The organism is Roseobacter denitrificans OCh 114 (assembly GCF_000014045.1).
Classification (GTDB): domain Bacteria; phylum Pseudomonadota; class Alphaproteobacteria; order Rhodobacterales; family Rhodobacteraceae; genus Roseobacter; species Roseobacter denitrificans.
Genome location: NC_008209.1, coordinates 466642 through 486689, shown reverse-complemented (window position 1 = coordinate 486689; position 20048 = coordinate 466642). Strand labels below are relative to the sequence as shown.

The window sequence follows — 20048 nt, the reverse complement described above, 5'->3', positions numbered from 1 at the left end:
GCCCGATATCATCTGCCAAATCGGGAGAGCAAGGATGCCGCGCGGTCGCTGGGCCACGCGGTAACGGCAAATTCAACCGCATCCCCGACATCAACACCTTCGCCCGGGCCAAGCGTCACGGTCGACGCATCAGACACCTTGCTGACCGACACGCTGCCTTCGATCACGAAAACCGATGTGCTGTCTTGCCTTGCATCCACAACGTAGGTGGTGCCCCGCACAGCAGCGATGGCGTGGGGCGTGCGAATTTGAGTTGGCGCACTGCCGGGCGTAACCTCGATCAGAATTGCGCCGTTCTTCAGCTCGATTGCGCGTGGCGGCGCATCCCCTGCCCGCTCGAAAATGGTAACATCCGTGCCGGGTTCGCGTTCCACCATCAGCGCATCGCCGCAGGTGATCTGTTGCCGGTTGGGACTGGTGAGCGCGGACCACGCGCATGTCTGATCCGCCTGTACCGGCATCGCAGCGATCATCAATCCGATCCATGCCGACGCGAAGGCGATAGTCGGGCGTGCGAGTTTCAATCTGTGGTACATTCGTATTTCCTATAGGCCATTTCAAATCTGTTTACGGACGTGCGAACCCAAAACCCTTTTCGGATTCAAATCCTTTTATCCGTGCAGCCTAGTGCAAAGCGGCCCCGCCAGCCAGTTCAATTCGCGTCATACGAGAAGGGTATCCGCCAGTTGGGCATCTAGAGCGTCTGACGAAATACCTCAAGCATCGAGTATTACGTAACGCGTTGAAATCCATGATTTCAGGAAGCGTTACGTTATTAAGGTTTTTCGCATGACGCCTTTATCAGCATGTCCTTCGAAATCGCAGGCACGGCGTGTATAGATCGCATAGCGCGTGGCCTTGGAGACAGATTTGACCGGATCAGAGAAAAAACCACTGCGCGTTCTGAGCTGGAACGTTTTCAATGAAAACCCGGATCCTGCGCGCATTGCCGAGGCACTGGCGACGCTCAATCCTGACATCGCACTTTTGCAAGAGGCCCTGCCCGCGCATATCGACGAGATCAAAGCCAGTTTTCCGCATGTCAGTGTCGCGCGGGATTATGCGCTGAAAGGTGAGTTATGCCACCTCGTAATCGCAAGCCGGTTTCCCACGAGACGCGAAACCACCCTGTTTCACGCAGATACGTCCAAACCTGCGCCAACCCGTTGGGCGCGCCATGCGGGCTGGGTCGAGTTTCTGGACAGCCTGTCGGTCGATGTGGTGGTCCCCGGCACGCGCCCCTTCAGGGTCGTCAATCTCCACACCAGTGCGGGGGTTTCACCCTCGGTCAGGCAAGCGGAACTGGCCGAAACGCAACGGCATTTCGATCACGAAGGCCCCTGCCTCGTCGCAGGTGATTTCAACAGTTACGCGGTGCCATGGCTCGCGCCGCTTCTGGCCATCCCGTTGCACTATCGTCCCAAGGACTGGCTGATTTTCGAACGCAGAGCGCTGAACGCGTGGTTTCGGCGGCGGGGTTTCGCGCCTGCGCTACATGGGGTCACGTTTCCCAAATTCCGCCTGCAAATGGATCAGGTGTTTACGCGCGATATCATGGTGGAAACCGCGGCCATAGAAAGACGCCTGTGGGGGTCCGACCACAGACCCATCCTGCTCGATATCAGCGTTTGACGGCAGTGCCTCACCCCTCAACCTCACGGCCCAGCCGCCCCTTGAGCATCTGGATCAACATCAACCCCGCCCAGATAAACGCCACCTGATAAAGCACGAAACACACCACACCCAGGATCAGCATCCTGATGGATTGCTGCATTTTCGGCCAACTCAATGGCCAGACTTTCATATCACCAAGTTTGTCACGCAGCGCTGCCTCATCAAGGCCATAGAAATCAATCACGGCCTGCTTTTTATCCGGATCGTCCAGCGCGCGGCTTACCCTGTCACGTGCCTCCTTCGCGGTATCGCGCAGAATGACCGCAAGAACGACCGTGACCATCGACAAAACGATCAGGACGAGAGGGCCGCCAACAAGGGAATTGGGGTCGCGAAAACCGGTCACATCAATCGCTGAGGTAAAGGTTTGGATGTCCCCGAAGAGATCGGCGAAAAAACCAGCGAAACTGTCAACGGAGGGTGTGAACATATCCCTTAAAGCAAGGATGAAGTCCTGAAACAGGAACTGGTAGATGTTTTCAAAATCGGTCTGGCGCAGAAACTCATTTTGGATCCGCATCGCAAAGGCGACCAGAAAACTGATGATGGTGACGTAGATGCAGGGGCGAAAAATCTGCTCAAGGTTCTCAAAACCCATGCGCCCGTTCGGATCCTGCGACGACAGCTTGGGCACCAGCCACAGGTCGAACGCACCGTTTCTGAGCCGTTGAATGGTCAGCGCGAGCGCCAGCACATAGCAATAATAAACCATCAGAAGGCACAGCTCGATCAGCATCACGGCGTATACATAAGCGGAAAACCCCCAGTTCATCGCAAATGAAGGGCTGCGCATATCCGCAGGCGCTGTGATCTGCGTGGCTTGTGCGAAAATCGCTGCGATGGACCAGTCGACCTCCTGCCCGGAGGTATCCTGACACACAGCAGGAATCGTGACCCCCGATGCCGTGAGCAAATCGCCCGTCATCAGCGGCATATGCACCACGCAGTACCAGTCCAGAACAACGACCGTGCCGACCAGCAGCGCGACCACCAACCCCGCAAGCGAAAAACAGGTCCAGATCAACCGCACCATCCGGAACACACCCCGGTTCATCTCACTGGATTGGTCCGTCAGGTCAAAATGCCAGTCGCGGTTACAGAACATCCGGTCCTGGATCATCTGACGGAACGTGCGCTGGAGGTTTTGTACAGAGGTGAAGGCAAAAAAGAAGGCCAAAGGCATCATGATGGACAGGCTGGGCCACCAATTCAGCGCATGACCATAGCCGACCTGTTTCTCAAGGCATTGGTCGCTTCCAACAAGATCGACAGGACAAGGGGCGGCCTCAGCGGTGCCCCTGAGGATGAAATGTGTCACATCTCCAAGGTTCAGAACGTAAACAGCAGCAACGATCGGCACTACGCCAAGAAACAGCGCAATGAACAGAACAACAAAGGGGTCCATCCCCCAGAAACGACGCCCGATCCGCACAAACCATGGCTGTGTGTCAAAGATTTCTTGCAGCGCGTCCATCTGATCCTTGCTCATCTCGCGACCCCCGCGGCACACCTCATCACCGCCCTAGGGCCACAGAAGTCTGAAGCCAGCTTTGCAAGGCTTGCCACGTGCAAGTTCAAAGCAAGCAGCGGCTTGGGCAGAAAGGAACATATTGTCATAGGGTCGGAGCAAAATGTCGTGACATGCAGCTATTGTCTTAGGATTGAAATATTTTCTCGTAATACACCCTGAAGCTTAGCACAGATTTCGATCAGGTGTTTATTTTTTGCCTAAACTACCGGAACATGTCGGAAATTCTTGACGGCTGGGCACGAGGCTTTGATAAACAACTTAGTATTTGAATATAAATTGAGTAATGCAAGACAGCGCAGCTGAATCCATTGCCGAAGAGTTGCTCTACATCACAGGGAAGGCCTTGCTTGAGGCCGATTTTCGGATGTTCAGTGAGTGTTTCAGGCTCCCTCAGATGATGGAGACAGTCGACGGGCGGCGGCTGATCGCGACGGAGTCCGAATTTCTCTATACCTTCAATTCAGTGCGGCGCCATTTGCACAAATGCGGCGTGGTTGATTTCGCCCGAACCGTTGTATCGGCAAAGTTCCTTGACGCCGACACGATCGGATCAACCCATGTCTCCATCCTGCTCGGTGCGGACGGACAAGAACGGGGGCGGCCCTATCCTGTCTATTCCGTGATCCGGCGGCATGGCAATATATGGCAGATTGTCTCGTCTCTTTATGCGATCCTCGACAACCCGGCCTACAACGAAGCCCTTATGGCCACGCCCGGTTTTCATTCCACCGATCACTAAAGCGTCATGCGATGAACCTCGATCACGTGACGCTGCCTAAAATCAAAGATTTCAACGCGTGACATGAGACATGATGTTTCAGGCATTACGTCAGACGCTCTGGGCGAATGTTTGTCGAAGGTGACCACCGGGGGGGCAACGTGACCTTAGAGTGACCGGCAAGGACACGTGCCTCACCCCCTAATCCCACACCATTGTTTGAAACAATCCTGCAGGACTGACCCTGACATATCCCGGACGCTTTTGAGAAAGTTGCGGGACGCTGCCAAAGACTTGTGAGTATCAGACAAATGGCAGGTTTTGACGCGCACCCCACGCGCAGGGAATTCGCCATGGACCGCGCACAATGAAAAAATCCGAAGCTCCGCAAGGAAGCTTCGGCAAACAAGGGTGATTATGATGCGCAGGCTCGCCGCATGGCGCAGAATGGCCACGCAACGCACGCACAAAGTCATGCCGATGTCTAAGGCATGACGCTGTCGTCAGCTTGGCAGCAAAACACCGTCGATGACATGGATGATACCGTTGGACGCCATCACATCCGGCGTGATCACGGTCGCCTTGTTGATCTTGACGCCGTTGCGCCCGTCATAGTGCAGGTCACTGCCTTCGACAGTAGTGACCGAACCGCGTTTGCCAACGATATTGGCAGCCGGAATACGCCCTGCAACGACATGATAAGTCAGAATTTGAACCAGCTTGTCCTTGTTCTCGGGGAGGAGAAGGTCTTCGACCGTACCCGCAGGCAAAGCGGCGAACGCCTCATCTGTCGGTGCAAAGACGGTGAAAGGACCGGGTGATTTCAACGTATCGACAAGATCTGCGGCCTGCACTGCGGCAACAAGCGTTGTGAACGATCCGGCAGCCACGGCAGTATCCACGATATCGGGTGTCCTGCCAGTGGCCATACCGCAAGCCGATAGCCCTGCGAGCCCTGCAAATCCAAGCCCTGCCTTGAGCGCCCCGCGCCGTGAAATCAAATGTGCCATTCGTCGTTTCCTTTCATTCCCGCTGCTTTCAGCTTTTCGTGTGTATTTTTCACACGTGGATAGATAACGCGCTCAAACCATCAGTCAATAAACTTGTGGAATTTTTTTACACAAAGTAGGATGGCCTTATGAATGCGACCGGATCAGATGGGTTTTTATTGCTGCTCAAAGGGCTGATGCGCCCGCTTGTGCGCACGATGATCAACCGTGGCATCACGGCCCCCGCCTTTTATAAACTGCTCAAGACAGTGTATGTTGACGTCGCCTATGAAGAGTTTCGCCTTGACGGTACGGCCCCGACAGACAGCCGCGTCACGCTTTTGACCGGAGTGCATCGACGCGATGTGCGCGCGATTTTGTCAAACGAGGACGACGCGTGGAAAACCGCGCGCGGCAAATCCGCGGCCTTTGCGACAGTGCTGAGCCAGTGGATGACACGACCCGAGTATCAGGACGACGCCGGCCACCCCATGGGCCTGCCCAGGACATCCGATGACAGTCCAAATTTCGAAACCCTCGTGCGCGAGATAAACACGGACATCCGACCGCGCACGATCCTTGATGAACTTATGCGTCAGGAACTGGTCCATGAAAGCGATGATGGCCTGTTGCGGATAAGTGATGGCGCGTTTAGCGGGCCTGTATCGGATCACGACAAGCTGGTATTTTTTGCCTCCAATGTCGGTGACCACCTCGCGGCGGCCTCGCAAAACCTGCTGTCGGAGGACGCGCCCTTTCTGGAGCGGGCGGTGTTTTACAATCGCTTGTCGCCCGGATCAGTGGACCAGATTGAACAACACGCCGGACAGTTGGCGCAGAACATGCTGGAAACGCTCAATGCGCAAAGCAGTCGACTGCAGCAGGCCGATCAGAACGAGACAGAGCCAAAGGAACGGTATCGCCTCGGCGTTTATTTTTACCGGGAATCGACAAACGCCGGTCTCGACAGAGCAAAGGACGAAACAGGTGAAACAGAAAACTAGAAGGGACATGCTTTCGCTTCTGGGTTCAACGGTTCTGTTGGCCTCTTGCGCTCCGGCTGTGGTGACGCGTTCCAGCAATGATCCGTTCGAAGGTGGTATCGGCGGCACGGGTATTGTGGGCGTTCTCACCGGTTTTGGCAGCCTGCGGATCAACGGCGTCACGGTCGATGTAACCCGCACGACCAGATACTCCACCAGCTTTGGGGCAACCGCCGTGGAGGCGTTGAAGCCGGGCATGTCTCTGACAATTTATGCACAGCGACGTGGTGACGGGCTTGTGGCAAAAGACGTCTTTGTCGACCACCTTTTGATCGGCACGTTGCGCGGACATCCGGGTGATTTGCGTGTGAACGGCATCTCTTTGCAAGCGCCCGACACTGCGCAGACGCTAATCGGCACCCGTGTCGCTGTCAGCGGCGTGTGGTCCACAACCGGCGTCATTGCCAGCCGGATTGATCCAACAGCGCTGGACAAGGACCTGATCGCGGGCACGCTCACCCGTCTGGACGATGGCCATAACGGAATCGGCGGGCTACGCCTTGATGCGCAGGGGGTCAGGCTCGCCACAGGGCAATATGCGGCGGTTTTGGGGTCTTCCGATGCTGACGGCTTTCGGGTCCAGAGCATTGCTAACGGGCGTTTCGCCCGCGCGCGCGACCTGCGCAACCTGTCTGTTGAGGGGTATCTTGAACCCATAGATACGCAACCCGGCTTCCGGATTGCGGGGCTCGGTCACAGTTTTGCCCGCGATCTGTCACTTGCGGCCATCGGGGCGCGGCGCGCGGTGTATTTTGGACGCTACGATGGTCTGTTCGGGGCGTCCAAAGGATATGTCCTGCCCGAGGACAGTGCTGCACGGCGCGCGATTCTGAACCGGGGTATTTCTGACGGCTTCGAGGGGCCGGTTATTGAGGTGTGATCGCGCAGACCTTGGGAGTTTCATCAGCTGCCAAGCGGTCCCATCAACAAATGGTGACGACGCACCGGACCCGGTTGCTGTATCCGGGCAAGACCGCCACACTTCGCGGGGTATACATGGCATGTGCGCCAGTAACCCCATGTAACGGACAAAGACACGCAAAAGGAAATACAATGACCAAACCAATCCCGGGCACCGCCGTTGCACAGATGACACTGCCAACCGTCGATGGCGGCACCATCACGCTGGGTCAGCCCAAGGAGCGTTGGAGCATGCTGTTCATCTATCGCGGACGTCACTGCCCCCGGTGCAAGCGGTTCCTCAACAAGCTGAACGCGGTGTTGCCGGCCTGGACCGACCGAATGGATGTGGCCGTTGTTTCTGCGGATACCCGGCAAAAAGCGCTGGAGGATCAGAAAGAATTCGGCTGGAACTTCGAACTGGGTTTCGATTTGAGCGAGGATCAGATGCGCGCCCTGGGCCTGTATGTCTCGGAGCCGCTGTCAGGGACCGAAACCGACCGTGTCTTCGCGGAGCCGGGCGCGTTTGCAATCCGGCCCGACGGCACCCTCATGCTGGTTGAAATTTCCAACGGCCCCGCTGCGCGCCCGGATCTCGAAGAATTGCTGGATGGGATGATCTTCAACATCGAAAACGACCGGCCCGTGCGGGGTACGGCCTGATCCAAAACCACCGAAGCGCACTTCTGTGTGATTGGCGTTTCTGCCCATTCCACAATTGATTTAGCCGGTGTAAATTATTTGCGTCTACACCGGCGCAGAGCTTTCATCAGGGGATATTGATAAATGCTGACACGGCGACATTTTCTGCAGACATCCGCGGCGTTGTTTTCGACGTCCGTCTTGGGGGCGGGCACCGCTGCATCGGCAAGCAGCAACTGGGCCGTGTGGGATGCACGGGTCACGCCCGCGAATTACGACCCGGCCACGACGAACCCATGGGGGTTGCATCCGCGCTTCTTGCCCGTTCGGGTTGAAGCAAACAGCGGGCTTGTTCCCGGTGACATCCATGTTGATGCGGTTGCGCGCTATTTGTACCACGTGCAGGGCGATGGCACCGCCATGCGATACGGTGTCGCGATTGCGCGCGGCAATCTGTATGAACCGGGTGTCTTTACCATCCGGCGCAAGGCGCGCTGGCCGAAATGGACACCGACCGCCGAGATGATCCGCCGAGATCCCGAGCTTTATACCGAATTTGCCGATGGCATGCCGGGCGGGCCGGACAATCCGCTCGGCGCGCGGGCGCTCTATTTATACGAGGGCAACCGCGACACCTACCTCAGAATTCACGGCACCCCATCACCCCGATCCATCGGCAGCCGGGCCAGTTCGGGCTGCGTGCGGATGGTGATGGCGCATATCATCGGGCTTTACGACGAGGTCACACCCGGCGCTACTGCGCATCTCTACCCTGCGGAAAGCTATGTAACGGCCAACAGCTAAGGCAACCTGAGATACATGAAACAAATGGCACACCGCCAAGGTTTCAAAGCGTCATGCGAAACACCTGAATCACGTAACGCTGCCTGAAATCAATGATTTCAACGTGTTACGTGTGAATCGATGTTTCAGGTGTTTCGTCAGACGCTCTAGGTCTGCGGCCGGGTGCAAATGGGCCGTCCCTCTGCTGTGCGCAGCGGCAACATCGTCGTCTCGACCGGGCCGGTATGCCGATACCAATAGCAGCCGTCATCCTCTTTCAGTTGAACAGCAGTCAAATCCTGATTTGGCGCGGCCATCGCCACGATCTCTTCGGGCAGGTTTCGGATAAACCCGGCATTCCCGCCCGTTGTGGCGGTGCAGGCTCCAAGACCCCACACAGCAATAATCATCAAAATCAGCCTGCTTTTCATTGCGTTTTCCTGTAAACGTTCCACGAGCAGAGTACCCGCCCGACATCAGACTACCAGCCAAAATCAAGACACTTGCCTACCAAGGGCCATTTTGACACAAAATTAGTTAATTTTGAATTGTCGGCCTGCCTGACACAATGACACCGTGCGCTAAAGGGTGCGCCACGCAAGGCCAAGACCGTCATCTTTGAAACGAGCGCCCAAGCTGTCCAGCACCGACGTCAAGTCCCCGACGCATGTCGCATCCGCGCCCGATGCACGGTTTTCTAAGGCAAAGGGCGCAGCGTACCTCTTTCGATGATGTCGCATGCAAAAAGCCGCGCCTCAGGCTGGTGGTCCGGCTTCTCCAGCAGCGCCATGACCAAATCAATCGAACTGTCGATAATCTGCGGTATAGGCTGGCGAATCGTTGTGAGATTGATGTTCTGCCAGCGCGACATCTCCATGTCGTTCAGACCGATAATTCCGATATCCTCCGGGACCCGCAGACCCGCTTCGCGGATGGCGCTCAATGCGCCGATGGACAAAACATCGTCACCGCAGAAATACGCATCCGCAGGGGTGTTTCGCAGCAAGGAGAGCATCTCGTTGCGCCCCGCGTCAAAGGAATATGCGGTGGCAAAACTGTCTGACACGGTGACATCATCCACAGCCTCGATCACTTCCAGAAAGCCCGTGCGGCGATCCACGGTCGAGGTGGCATCGGCTGGGCCACCGAGGAATCCGAGACGATTGTAACCGCGCGCGATCAGGGTACGCGCCGCCATGCGCCCACACTCGATATTGTCGATACCAACAACATGCACGCGCGGCGCATGGGCGAATTTTCCAAAGGAATGCACAACAGGTATCCGCGACGTCTGAAAGGCCAGCGGGAATTCCTGCGACAGCGTGGAGGAGGCCACAATCACCCCATCAACCGAGTATTGCTGCAAAAGCCGCAGCGAATTTTCCGGGTCCGTTTCATCGGTGAGATTGACCAGCAGCGGGCGCAGGCCGCGATCCTGAAGGCACCGGGTGAAGAGGTCAAATACCTCCAGAAACACCGGGTTGTGAAAGTTGTTCGAGATCAGACCGATCAGCTTCGTGCGCCCCGTGGTCAGGGAAGAGGCCAACGCGTTCGGGCGATAACCCAGATCATCGGCGGCCTTCTCAACCTTGGCCCGCGTTTTCGGCGAAACAGAGGCGCCCGCCGTAAATGTGCGCGACACCGCAGAGCGCGATACACCCGCACGTTCGGCCACATCCTTTAAAGTAACGGTCATTCCAGCCTTTCACACTCAGCAGCACAACGTGATCTGAACACAGGATTTGATTTCTTGCAACCGGTTGCAATAATACCGAACCTGTGCTTTCTTCCTGCCGAAGGCGTAGGAAAACGTCCTTTGCTAAGGCTCAAAATTGCCAGTTCTGGGAGGAACAATGAAACATTTCTTGAAATCTACACTTGCGGCGGCGGCTCTGGCCATTGCGACGCCCGCACTCGCGACCGATATCATCGTCGTCAGCCACGGTCAGGCCTCTGATCCGTTTTGGTCCGTTGTCAAAAACGGTGTCGAAAAAGCCGCTGCCGATACGGGTGCGAATGTTGAATATCGCGCTCCGGAGACATTCGACATGGTGGCGATGAGCCAGTTGATCGACGCGGCGGTGAATCAGGAACCCGATGGCCTCGTGGTGTCGATCCCTGATGCGGACGCGCTTGGGCCCTCGATCGAAAAAGCCGTTGCGGCGGGGATCGCCGTGATCTCCATGAACTCCGGCTCGAATGTGTCCAAAGGGCTGGGCGCGCTGCTGCACGTCGGTCAGGAAGAGTTTGACGCAGGCAAGGCCGCCGGCGAAAAGATGGCAGAAATGGGCGGCACCAAGGCGCTTTGCATCAACCACGAAGTTGGCAACGTGTCGCTCGATGATCGTTGTGCCGGATTTGCCGAAGGTTTCGGTGGCGAAGTCATCGTTCTGCCGACCACGAACGATCCGTCAGAGATCGAAGCGAAGGTGAAAGCCTCGCTTGATTCCGATGAATCCATCGACACGGTAATGGCACTGGGCGCATCCCTGGCCGGTGAACCCGCAGTCGCGGCCGTCAAAGCCGTTGGCGGTGAAGGGTCGATCCGTGTTGGATCGTTCGATCTGTCCGCCGGCTTCCTTGAGTCCGTCTCGGCAGGCGAAGCGGCCTTTGCCATTGACCAGCAACAGTACCTGCAAGGCTATCTGCCGGTCGCGTTTCTGGCGCTGCACGCGCAATACGGTCTGGTGCCGGGCGGCAACGTCCCATCGGGCCCGAACCTGATCACCGCTGACAAAGCCGCGCAGGTGGTCGAACTGTCTGCGAAGGGCATTCGCTGAACGCAACTGAGGCGGGGCCCATCGAGGCCCCGCTTTTTCCATAGGTTTTTCGGGAGGGAAAAATGCCCACAGATGCCGCCGTTGACGAGCGCATAAAGGAAGAGCCGTTCTTTTCGCGCATGATGAAACGTCCCGAACTCGGTGCGATTGCCGGGGTCATTCTGGTCACGGTGTTTTTCCTGATTACGGCTGACCCTGCGATGTTCACGCTTGCGGGCTTCATGAACTTCATGTCCCCCGCAGCCCAGCTTGGCATCCTCGCCATTGGCGCGGCTCTGCTGATGGTGGGCGGTGAGTTTGACCTGTCTGTCGGTTCGATGGTTGCCTTTACGGGTCTGTTTTTCGGGGCCTGTGTCGTGACCTTCGGGCTGCCGCTGATCATCGCCATTCCGGCCACGTTGATCTTTGCCGCCGCCGTGGGCGCATGCAACGGACAGATCGTTCTGGCAACCGGGCTGCCCTCCTTCATCGTGACACTGGCGTTTCTGTTTATCTTTCGCGGGCTCTCGCTGGTCGGTCTGAAGTGGGCGACCGATGGGTCCACCCAATTGCGCGGTGTGCGCGATGCGACCGAAAACGACTGGCTGACGCCGATCTTTTCGGGCGACGCCTTTCCCGGCTTTTTCACCAAGCTGGCGGAGATGGGCATGATCGACACCTTCCGCAACGGTACGCCCAAAGTCACCGGTATCCCGGTTGAGATCATCTGGTTTGTCATCATCGCCCTGCTGGCGACATATGTGCTGCAAAAGACACCTTTCGGAAACTGGATATTTGCATCCGGCGGGGATGCCAATGCGGCTTCCAATTCCGGCGTCCCGGTCAAGCGGGTCAAGCTGATCCTGTTCATGGTCACTGCAACCTGCGCGGCGCTCGTGGCCATCATCACCGTGCTGGACAGCGGGTCGACCGACGCGCGGCGCGGCTTCCAGAAGGAATTCGAGGCGATCATCGCCGCTGTCATCGGGGGCTGTTTGCTGACGGGCGGGTATGGTTCGGCCATTGGCGCCTTCTTCGGGGCGATCATCTTTGGCATGGTGCTGATTGGGTTGACCTACACGGATATCGATCAGGATTGGTATCTGGTATTCCTCGGCGGGATGCTGTTGGTTGCGGTTCTGTTCAACAACATGATCCGCAAACGCGTCACGGGAGAGCGTTGATATGAATACGCAAGCCTCCCCCGCGCCCATCGTGCAGATGGAAGAGATCGAAAAACACTTCGGCAACGTGATTGCTCTTGCGGGGGTGTCCTTTGACATCACACCCGGGGAATGCCACTGCCTGCTGGGCGACAATGGTGCCGGCAAATCGACCTTCATCAAGACCATGTCCGGCGTTCACAAACCCACCAAAGGCCGGATCATGTTCGAAGGGTCGGAAATGAGCTTTGCCAGCCCGCGTGATTCGATGGAGGCAGGGATCGCAACCGTCTATCAGGATCTTGCGATGATCCCCCTGATGTCCGTGACGCGGAATTTCTTCATGGGGCGGGAGCCGACGAAAGGCTCCGGGCTGTTCAAGCGCTTTGACACAGATGCAGCCAATGACATCACCATGGCGGAGATGAAAAAGATGGGCATCAACCTGCGCGCACCTGATCAGGCGGTGGGCACCCTGTCGGGCGGGGAACGCCAGACGGTGGCGATTGCCCGTGCGGTCTATTTCGGAGCCAAGGTACTGATCCTTGATGAACCCACATCCGCGCTCGGGGTGCGTCAGACATCCAATGTTCTGGCGACCATCGACCGCGTGCGCAAAGACGGGATCGGTGTGGTCTTCATCACCCACAACGTCCGTCATGCCATGGCGGTCGGTGATCGTTTCACGGTGCTGAACCGGGGCAAGACTCTCGGTACGGCAAAGAGGGGCGACATCACGGCGGATGAGTTGCAGGATCTGATGGCGGGCGGTCAGGAGATGGCCAAACTCGAAGGATCGCTTGGCGGCACGGTATGAGCACGCTGCTTCACAAACCAACGGGCCGTTCCGGAAAGGTGCATGACATCACGCCGGAACGCGCGGGCTGGGGCTATGTTGGCTTTGGTCTTTACCACCTGTCTCGCGGGGAGACTGCGGCAGAGGAAACGGGTGATCGGGAAGTTATTATCGTCCTGGTCGAAGGCAAAGCCCGCCTCTCTGTCGCGGGGTCCGCTTTTGGTGAAATGGGCGCGCGGATGTCGGTGTTCGACCGTACGCCACCGCATTGTCTTTATGTGCCGGGCCAAATTAACTGGACCGCCACAGCCACAACCGACTGCGTGGTGGCCATCTGCAGCGCGCCTTGTATCGAGGACTATCCGGCGGCGCGCCTGGGACCTGAGGGGATTGAACTCACCCCGCGCGGCAAGGGCCAGAACACACGGTACATCAACAACATCGCCATGGAAGGGCGTGACGTTGCCTCCAGCCTTCTGGTCACCGAAGTCTTCACCCCGGCGGGCAACTGGTCGTCCTATCCCAGCCACCGCCATGACGAAGACGACTATCCCCGCATGACCTACCTCGAAGAGACCTATTACCACCGCCTGAACCCCGCACAGGGATTTGGCGTGCAGCGGGTCTATACCGACGACCGCAGCCTCGATGAAACCATGGCTGTCAGCGATGGCGATGTGGTCTGTGTGCCGCGCGGGCACCATCCCTGCGGTGCGCCCTATGGCTATGACATGTATTACCTGAACGTGATGGCAGGCCCATTGCGCAAGTGGCGGTTCGAGAATGATCCGGACCATGACTGGATCGCGCAAAGGGACGCCGACGACTGAAAAGCGAGCCGAGCGATGAACAAGACGCCCAAAGATGCCGCCGGTTTTTATACTGAGGCGGGTTGTGACCTCAGCGATTTCGTCGCGCTGACGCGCCAGCAGACCGCGCCTGAAACGGTGCCGATGGCCGCTGAGGTATCGCACAAAATCCCCGTTTATGACATGGCGCAACGGCGCGACATGTTGGAAAAGCCACTGACGCGCCGTGCGTTGATGGCGGAATGGGCACAGGTTTTACAGCATGGGGCCGGGGTGTTTGTTTTACGCCATGCCTATGCCGACACATCGGTGATTGACGCAGCGACCGCACTTTATGACCGCATCATTGCGGATGAAAAAGTCGCAAAAGGGACTGCGGCGGATCACTTCGCGGCCGCAGGGTCCAATGATCGGATATGGAATTCGCTGCAAAAGCTCTGCGAGGCGGACCCGGATGTCTTTGTGCGGTATTTTGCGAACCCCACGATTGATGCCGCCTGCGAAGCGTGGCTGGGTCCGAACTATCAAATGACCGCACAAGTCAACGTCGTGCACCCCGGCGGGTCGGCACAACAGGCCCATCGCGATTACCATCTGGGCTTTCAGACAACACAGGCCTGCGCCGCCTACCCGGCCCATGTGCATGACCTGTCCCCGTTGATGACACTGCAGGGCGGCATCGCACATGGGGCGACCCCATTGGAAAGCGGGCCGACCAAGCTGCTGCCCTTTTCGCAGCGCTACCGTCCGGGCTATACCGCCTGGCGGCGCGATGATTTCCGCAGCTATTTCGAAGAGCACCATGTGCAATTGCCGCTGGAAAAAGGGGATGCGCTGTTTTTCAACCCGGCCCTGTTTCACGCCGCCGGGTCCAACAGCAGCCGGGACATCCACCGCATGGTGAACCTCCTGCAGGTGTCATCGCCGTTCGGACGCGCAATGGAAACGGTTGACCGCACAAAGACGAGCTTGCTTGCCTTCGGGTCCTTGAAAGACCTGCCGTTGGCGGATGCTGAATTACATGCGGCAATCGCAGCCACCGCCGAAGGCTACCCCTTTCCCACAAATCTGGACAATGACCCGCCCGTTGGCGGGCTGGCACCGCCAAGCCAGCAGGATGTCCTCAAAACGGCGATTGCGGAAAGCTGGGATCAACCGCGGTTAGAGGCAGCGCTCAAGGCGCAAGAGGCGCGAAAAACGGCCTGACGTACGGGTCCGCGTGCCGGCTATCAAACATCGGTAAATCCGGCCAAAACCGCCGCTGACCCGTCAAATGGCAGGCGACCCTGGCGCGGGGTTCTATCAGCATGGGCTGGTCTGGCCGCGCGTCACTGCATCTTAAGGCCAATGGCATCCAGGTCACATGTATTGCCATTTGGCATTAGTCTGTGTATAAGATGCCAATGAGGTGTTGATATGTCGTTGCAGCCACTTGAAACAAAAGCACAGGAATTCGCGCCACAGCCGATCACTGCTGAGGAAGGGGCCGCCATGTTGCGCGCCGTTCTGCGCTTGTTTGGCAAATGGGCGATCACGGATGAAGACGCGGCAACGCTGCTGGACCTGCCTGTGCGCACCTACCGCCGCTGGAAGGCGGGGCAGCCAGGCCGGTTGGGCCGCGATACAAAGGCGCGGCTTTCCAACATCCTCGGCATTCACAAGGCACTCCGCATTATTTTTCGGGACACGGAAAGGGTTTATGCGTGGGTCAAGGCCCCGAACACAGCCTTCGGTGGACACTCTGCGCTGGAGATCATGCGGGGGGGCGAGTTGACGGATTTGATGCGCGTGCGCCGCTATCTGGATGCGGAGAGAGGTGCTTGGTAGAGCCGGCCATCACGCGTGTTGACTGGCCGCGCGGCGTGCGCATCATCCGCAGCACCTATCCCCCCATCGACCTGTTCGAAGACATCGCAGACCCCGAAGACTGGCCGCTGCTGATTTCGGCTGAGCAAAAGACAAACCCCAGGCTGATGGAAAGCATCGGCACCCTTGACCTTATTCCGCCGGACAGGCGTGTTGGGGGACCCGGTGCCAGCTATCTGATGGCCCCGTTCACGCACAGCAGTCCCGACCGCCCAAGCCGGTTTTCCGATGGCAAGCTGGGCGTGCTTTACATCGCCAGCGATTTTGAAACAGCGGTCCATGAAACGGCCTACCATCATGCGGCTTTCATGTTGGCCACGGGCGAACCCCCGGGCTGGACCTCCCAGTTTCGGGAATTGTTCATTGGCGTGCATGCGGACCTGCACGACATTCGCACCGTGAACGACGCGATCGCGCCCCTGTTGCATCCTGATGATTACCTGCCCGCACAGAATTTTGCCGCGCAACTGAGGACGTCAGGCAGTCAGGGGATCGTCTATCCCAGTGTGCGCGGTGACGGGGAATGCGTCGGCCTGTTCTATCCTGACCTCGCCCATTCACCCGTTCAGGGACGTCACCTTGATTATCACTGGAACGGCGACTGCGTCGATCTGGTCCGCGATGCGGGCAGTGGTGACGTCTTTCGCATAATAAGATAAGTCATGCGCTCCCATGGCCGGACGTTTGAGACAAGCACTGGCAGGGACATCTGAATTTCAGCAAGGAACTGCTGAAATTGCGGGCCGACACGCATGAAACCTGCCTGAAACTGCCGGGATTTCAACCTGCCAAGCAATAATCCGCCCCTTGGGAAATGCATGGGTTTGCCAAAACAGAATTCCCGTATTACGGGAACTCGCATCCATAAAACAAATTGACGCTTGGTCTTGTCAAAGGACGCAAGCGCGCGTGCATGCAGGGAGAACAACAATGGCAATCGCAGTGACCGGCACAGACTTCAGGGATACAGCGCGCATCGGCAGCGGCGCGCAGGTCGTTGAATTGGGTGCCGGAGACGACCGCATCATTACCTATGGCGATAGCGGCGAACCTGATCCGGCGCAAACAACTGGGGCGCAGGGGCGCGTGACGCCGCCGAATGCACAACCCGGCAACGATATTCTGACCGGCGGTGCCGGCGCTGACCTGTTCGAATTCAGAGCCTTGCTGAATGCCACACCGGAAGTGATCACCGCCCACAGCCGACCCTCAGGTCAGGTGGATTGGGCCGGGGTCGCGGGCGAAAACGACGATGTGCATGACCATTGGGTCGAGAGCTTTGGCCTTGATACCATCACCGACTACAGCAGGGCCGAAGGGGACCAGATCAAGATCACCGGCCATACGATGACGCTGGAGAGTATTACCTATGGCGCAGATGCAGGCGGTTCCTATTCGCTGATCACGTTGTTCAGCCAGCAAGGCAATGGCGCAGCGGGTGGGGCCAATACAGCAACCGGCGCCCATGACGAGGACCCTCTGGGTCAGATCAAGGTCTATGGCGATCGCGTTTTCCGCGGGGATCTCGATATTGAACGCACCAATGACGGCATTGATCGGCTGACCCATACCGACAGTGTTTTTGCGCCTCTGAACGCGGGCGTGACCCGGGTTGTGGCGAGCAATACCGACGACACCAACTATACGGGTTCCGCATTTAAACAGGTGGACCGCGTGACCATCGGTGAGGGCTCGCAGGTCGTGGATACCGGCGGCGGAAATGACGTGATCTTCAGCTTTTCCGACGGGGGTGAGCCTGACCCGGCACAGACAAATGGGGCGGCCGGGCGGGTGACCCCAGCGATTGGCGCGGGGCAGTCAAACGACGTGATCTCCGGTGGTCAGGGGCAGGATACCTTTGCCTTTCGGCTGCTGCTGAACGCCAAGGACGATGTGCTGGACGCTTATACCCGCGCGGATGGCTCCGTGAATTGGCGCGGGGTCGCGGGCGAGAACGACAATGTGCACGACCACTGGGTTGAGGGGATCGGCAAGGATGTGATCCTTGATTTCTCGGATCAGGATGGGGACAGCATTAATATTCGCGGCCATACGGTCGAGGTCGCGGCGATCACCTACGGCGCTGACACGCTTGGCGATTTCAGCCTGATCACCCTGCGCTCCCAACAGGGCGACGGGCGCGCAGGTGGGATCAACACTGCAACCGGCGCCCATGATGAAGACCCCTTGGGCACAATCAAGGTCTATGGCGACAAGGTGACGATGCAGGACATCACCGTCAGGGCAAATGTGTTCTATGGCATCGACGCGCTTGAGGATATCAAAGCCTCCGAACGCGACGGGTTTGCGGATAACTCCACGCCAGACCTGGCAAATCCGCTGTGGGGGCTGGACAGCCCATGGACCATCAACAGCACATTCACCGGCACACAGCACAGCAATCAATTTCACGCCGGGAGCGGGACGCAAACCGTTCTGGCAGGCGACGGAAATGATCGGATCATCTCATACGGCGATGCAGGCGAACCCGACCCGGCACAGACAGTTGGCAGCGCAGGTCGCGCGAACCCGAAACTGGGCAGCGGCGCGTCGGATGACTATCTCACCGGGGGTGGGGGTGCTGACCGTTTCGAGTTTCACGCGCTGCTGAACGCGACCGCAGAGGTCATCGCACAGCACACGTCAGTGACCGGACACATCGACTGGCGGGGCGTGACGGGTGAAAACGATAACGTGCATGACCATTGGGTGGAAGGGTTTGGTCGCGATACCATCCTGGATTTCTCCAGGAGCGAAGGCGACACCATTCTGATACGCGGGCACACGGTTGAGCTGGACAGCATTACCTATGGGCAGGACGCGCGCGGCAGCTTTTCGACCCTCACCGTGATCAGCCAGCAGGGCAACGGCGGTGCAGCAGGTGCCAACACGGCCACCGGCGCGCATGACGAAGACCCCCTTGGCACCATCAAGGTTTACGGAGATCGCGTGACCCAATCGGACGTCACTGTCCAGCGTGACGGTATTTTTGACGGCGGTGAGCGCCTGACGATGGCTGACCGGCTGCTGGAGTACAACGGTGGCGCGCAAAACTTCCAAAGTGCGCGGCATCAGGAAGTGATCATCACAGCACCGACGGATATCAAGACGGTTGACCGGGTCGAGACAGGCTCCGGCGCGCAACAGGTTTACGCGGGATCCGGCAATGACGTGATCCGGATTTACGCCGATGGTGGCGAACCCGTCCCGGCACAAACAGGCGGTGCAGGGCGCGTCACAATCCCGGTGGCCCCTGCCCTGTCCAGGGATGTGGTGAGCGGCGGGCAAGGCAGCGACACGTTCATCTTCAACTACCTGCTGGATGCCACGGATGTTGTTCTGGCCCGCCACACGCGGGACGATGGCACCATCAACTGGCGGGCCGTGGCGGGTGAAAACGACGCCTTGCACGACCATTGGGTCACAAGCGGTGGCAATGACGTGTTGCTGGATTACTCAAAGCAGGATGGTGACGCGATCGAACTGCGCGGCCACACGGTCGAACTTGCGCGCATCACCTACGGCGAGGATGGCGGCGGTGACTTTTCAATGCTGCACGTCCGCTCACAACAAGGGCCCGGCGGCGGCGCACATGACGAAGACCTGCTGGGCACCGTCAAGGTTTACGGTGACAAGGTCACCAAATCCGATGTCAAAGTGACCGCCAAGGGCGTGTTCGATGGGGTCGATCTCTTTGAACCGATCCCAAACCAGCCCAACCACGTGGTCGGCAACGACGGTGCAAACAAGCTGTCGGGCACCGGAAATGCCGATAACATCCATGGCAAAAGAGGCAGCGATTTCATCACCGGGGGGGATGGGAATGATTTTATCTTTGGCGGTGCCCAGAACGATAGGCTGTTTGGCGGGAACGGCAACGACTGGATCGAGGGTGGACAGGGTATGGACGCCTTGTTTGGAAAGCTGGGGATAGACACGCTTGTGTCAACCAATGGCCGTGACGACATGACCGGCGGGGGCGGGTCCGATACGTTCATGTTCATGGAAACGTCACGCGGTGGGCAAATTCTCGACTGGGAAGATGGCGCGGACACGATAGACTTTTCGCGCATGGACGCTGTTCAAAGCCTCGGCGATCTCAAGTGGGACCGGCTCTCTGACAGTTCCATTCGAATTGAGTTCACCAATGACGCTGGCGTTGACAGTGGCGTCACTGTTTTCAGCACGAACAATTTCTCCCTGACCGCAGAGGATTTTGCGTTCTAGAGCGTCTGACGAATCATCTGAAACCTAAAGTATCACGTAACGCATTGAAATATTTGATTTCAGGCGGCGTTACGTGATTCTGGTTTTTTTGCATGACGCTTTAGAGTGATCGACCCTGCGGTGGTTCCGGGGCTGAAATGTCATGCGC

19 protein-coding genes are annotated in these 20048 nt (G+C 57.9%); 14 read left to right on the top strand and 5 right to left on the bottom strand.

The window, feature by feature from the left end; genetic code table 11:
* Positions 1–8: 8 nt before the first annotated feature.
* Positions 9–536 carry a FecR domain-containing protein gene (locus tag RD1_RS02315; RefSeq protein WP_011566829.1) on the bottom strand — a complete coding sequence of 176 codons (528 nt, stop codon included), beginning with the start codon at positions 534–536 and terminating at the stop codon, positions 9–11.
* Positions 537–870: 334 nt separating this feature from the next.
* On the opposite strand from RD1_RS02315, the gene RD1_RS02310 reads away from it, so the two are divergent.
* Complete coding sequence (locus RD1_RS02310; protein ID WP_011566828.1) at positions 871–1632, top strand: endonuclease/exonuclease/phosphatase family protein; 762 nt, start codon at positions 871–873, stop codon at positions 1630–1632.
* Between the two features lie 10 nt (positions 1633–1642).
* Here the strand turns inward: RD1_RS02310 and RD1_RS02305 are convergent, their stop codons facing one another.
* Positions 1643–3163 carry a hypothetical protein gene (locus RD1_RS02305; protein WP_011566827.1) on the bottom strand — a complete coding sequence of 507 codons (1521 nt, stop codon included), beginning with the start codon at positions 3161–3163 and terminating at the stop codon, positions 1643–1645.
* Positions 3164–3488: 325 nt separating this feature from the next.
* Here RD1_RS02305 and RD1_RS02300 point away from each other — a divergent pair, with 325 nt between their 5' ends.
* Positions 3489–3944 carry a hypothetical protein gene (locus RD1_RS02300; protein WP_011566826.1) on the top strand — a complete coding sequence of 152 codons (456 nt, stop codon included), beginning with the start codon at positions 3489–3491 and terminating at the stop codon, positions 3942–3944.
* A gap of 482 nt (positions 3945–4426) precedes the next feature.
* Here RD1_RS02300 and RD1_RS02295 read toward each other — a convergent pair whose 3' ends face one another.
* Positions 4427–4933: a fasciclin domain-containing protein gene (locus RD1_RS02295; RefSeq protein ID WP_011566825.1), complete on the bottom strand. Its 507-nt coding sequence runs from the start codon at positions 4931–4933 to the stop codon at positions 4427–4429.
* A 128-nt stretch (positions 4934–5061) separates the two neighbouring features.
* Here RD1_RS02295 and RD1_RS02290 point away from each other — a divergent pair, with 128 nt between their 5' ends.
* From RD1_RS02290 to RD1_RS02275, 4 genes are all read left to right on the top strand, one after another.
* Positions 5062–5916 carry a DUF6502 family protein gene (locus RD1_RS02290; RefSeq protein WP_011566824.1) on the top strand — a complete coding sequence of 285 codons (855 nt, stop codon included), beginning with the start codon at positions 5062–5064 and terminating at the stop codon, positions 5914–5916.
* 7 nt (positions 5917–5923) lie between these two features.
* Positions 5924–6835 (top strand): DUF5666 domain-containing protein, encoded by a 912-nt coding sequence (locus RD1_RS02285; protein WP_011566823.1) that lies wholly within the window; start codon positions 5924–5926, stop codon positions 6833–6835.
* A gap of 173 nt (positions 6836–7008) precedes the next feature.
* Positions 7009–7518 (top strand): peroxiredoxin family protein, encoded by a 510-nt coding sequence (locus RD1_RS02280; RefSeq protein ID WP_011566822.1) that lies wholly within the window; start codon positions 7009–7011, stop codon positions 7516–7518.
* Between the two features lie 123 nt (positions 7519–7641).
* Positions 7642–8301: a L,D-transpeptidase gene (locus RD1_RS02275; RefSeq protein WP_011566821.1), complete on the top strand. Its 660-nt coding sequence runs from the start codon at positions 7642–7644 to the stop codon at positions 8299–8301.
* 146 nt (positions 8302–8447) lie between these two features.
* Here RD1_RS02275 and RD1_RS02270 read toward each other — a convergent pair whose 3' ends face one another.
* Entirely contained in the window at positions 8448–8711 is a 264-nt protein-coding gene (locus tag RD1_RS02270; RefSeq protein WP_044032897.1) for a hypothetical protein, read from the bottom strand.
* A gap of 266 nt (positions 8712–8977) precedes the next feature.
* Complete coding sequence (locus RD1_RS02265; protein WP_011566819.1) at positions 8978–9976, bottom strand: LacI family DNA-binding transcriptional regulator; 999 nt, start codon at positions 9974–9976, stop codon at positions 8978–8980.
* Between the two features lie 157 nt (positions 9977–10133).
* On the opposite strand from RD1_RS02265, the gene RD1_RS02260 reads away from it, so the two are divergent.
* The 8 genes from RD1_RS02260 (at position 10134) to RD1_RS02225 (ending at position 19900) form a co-directional block, all read left to right on the top strand.
* Positions 10134–11060 (top strand): sugar ABC transporter substrate-binding protein, encoded by a 927-nt coding sequence (locus tag RD1_RS02260; protein WP_011566818.1) that lies wholly within the window; start codon positions 10134–10136, stop codon positions 11058–11060.
* 62 nt (positions 11061–11122) lie between these two features.
* On the top strand, positions 11123–12223 hold the full coding sequence (locus tag RD1_RS02255) for an ABC transporter permease (protein ID WP_011566817.1): 1101 nt from the start codon (positions 11123–11125) through the stop codon (positions 12221–12223).
* A 1-nt stretch (position 12224) separates the two neighbouring features.
* Entirely contained in the window at positions 12225–13019 is a 795-nt protein-coding gene (locus tag RD1_RS02250) for an ATP-binding cassette domain-containing protein (RefSeq protein WP_011566816.1), read from the top strand.
* Positions 13016–13828, top strand: a complete 813-nt coding sequence (gene iolB / locus RD1_RS02245) for a 5-deoxy-glucuronate isomerase (protein WP_011566815.1) — start codon at positions 13016–13018, stop codon at positions 13826–13828. Before RD1_RS02250 ends, iolB begins: the two co-directional genes overlap by 4 nt.
* A 15-nt stretch (positions 13829–13843) precedes the next feature.
* The gene (locus RD1_RS02240; protein WP_011566814.1) at positions 13844–15013 is read left to right on the top strand and encodes a phytanoyl-CoA dioxygenase family protein; all 1170 of its coding nucleotides are present in this window, start codon (positions 13844–13846) and stop codon (positions 15011–15013) included.
* A 210-nt stretch (positions 15014–15223) separates the two neighbouring features.
* Positions 15224–15634: an MbcA/ParS/Xre antitoxin family protein gene (locus RD1_RS02235; protein WP_044032896.1), complete on the top strand. Its 411-nt coding sequence runs from the start codon at positions 15224–15226 to the stop codon at positions 15632–15634.
* Positions 15628–16332, top strand: a complete 705-nt coding sequence (locus tag RD1_RS02230; protein WP_044032895.1) for an RES family NAD+ phosphorylase — start codon at positions 15628–15630, stop codon at positions 16330–16332. The genes RD1_RS02235 and RD1_RS02230 overlap by 7 nt, the downstream gene beginning before the upstream one ends.
* Before the next feature lie 271 nt (positions 16333–16603).
* Positions 16604–19900: a calcium-binding protein gene (locus tag RD1_RS02225; RefSeq protein ID WP_011566811.1), complete on the top strand. Its 3297-nt coding sequence runs from the start codon at positions 16604–16606 to the stop codon at positions 19898–19900.
* The last annotated feature ends 148 nt before the right edge of the window (positions 19901–20048 follow it).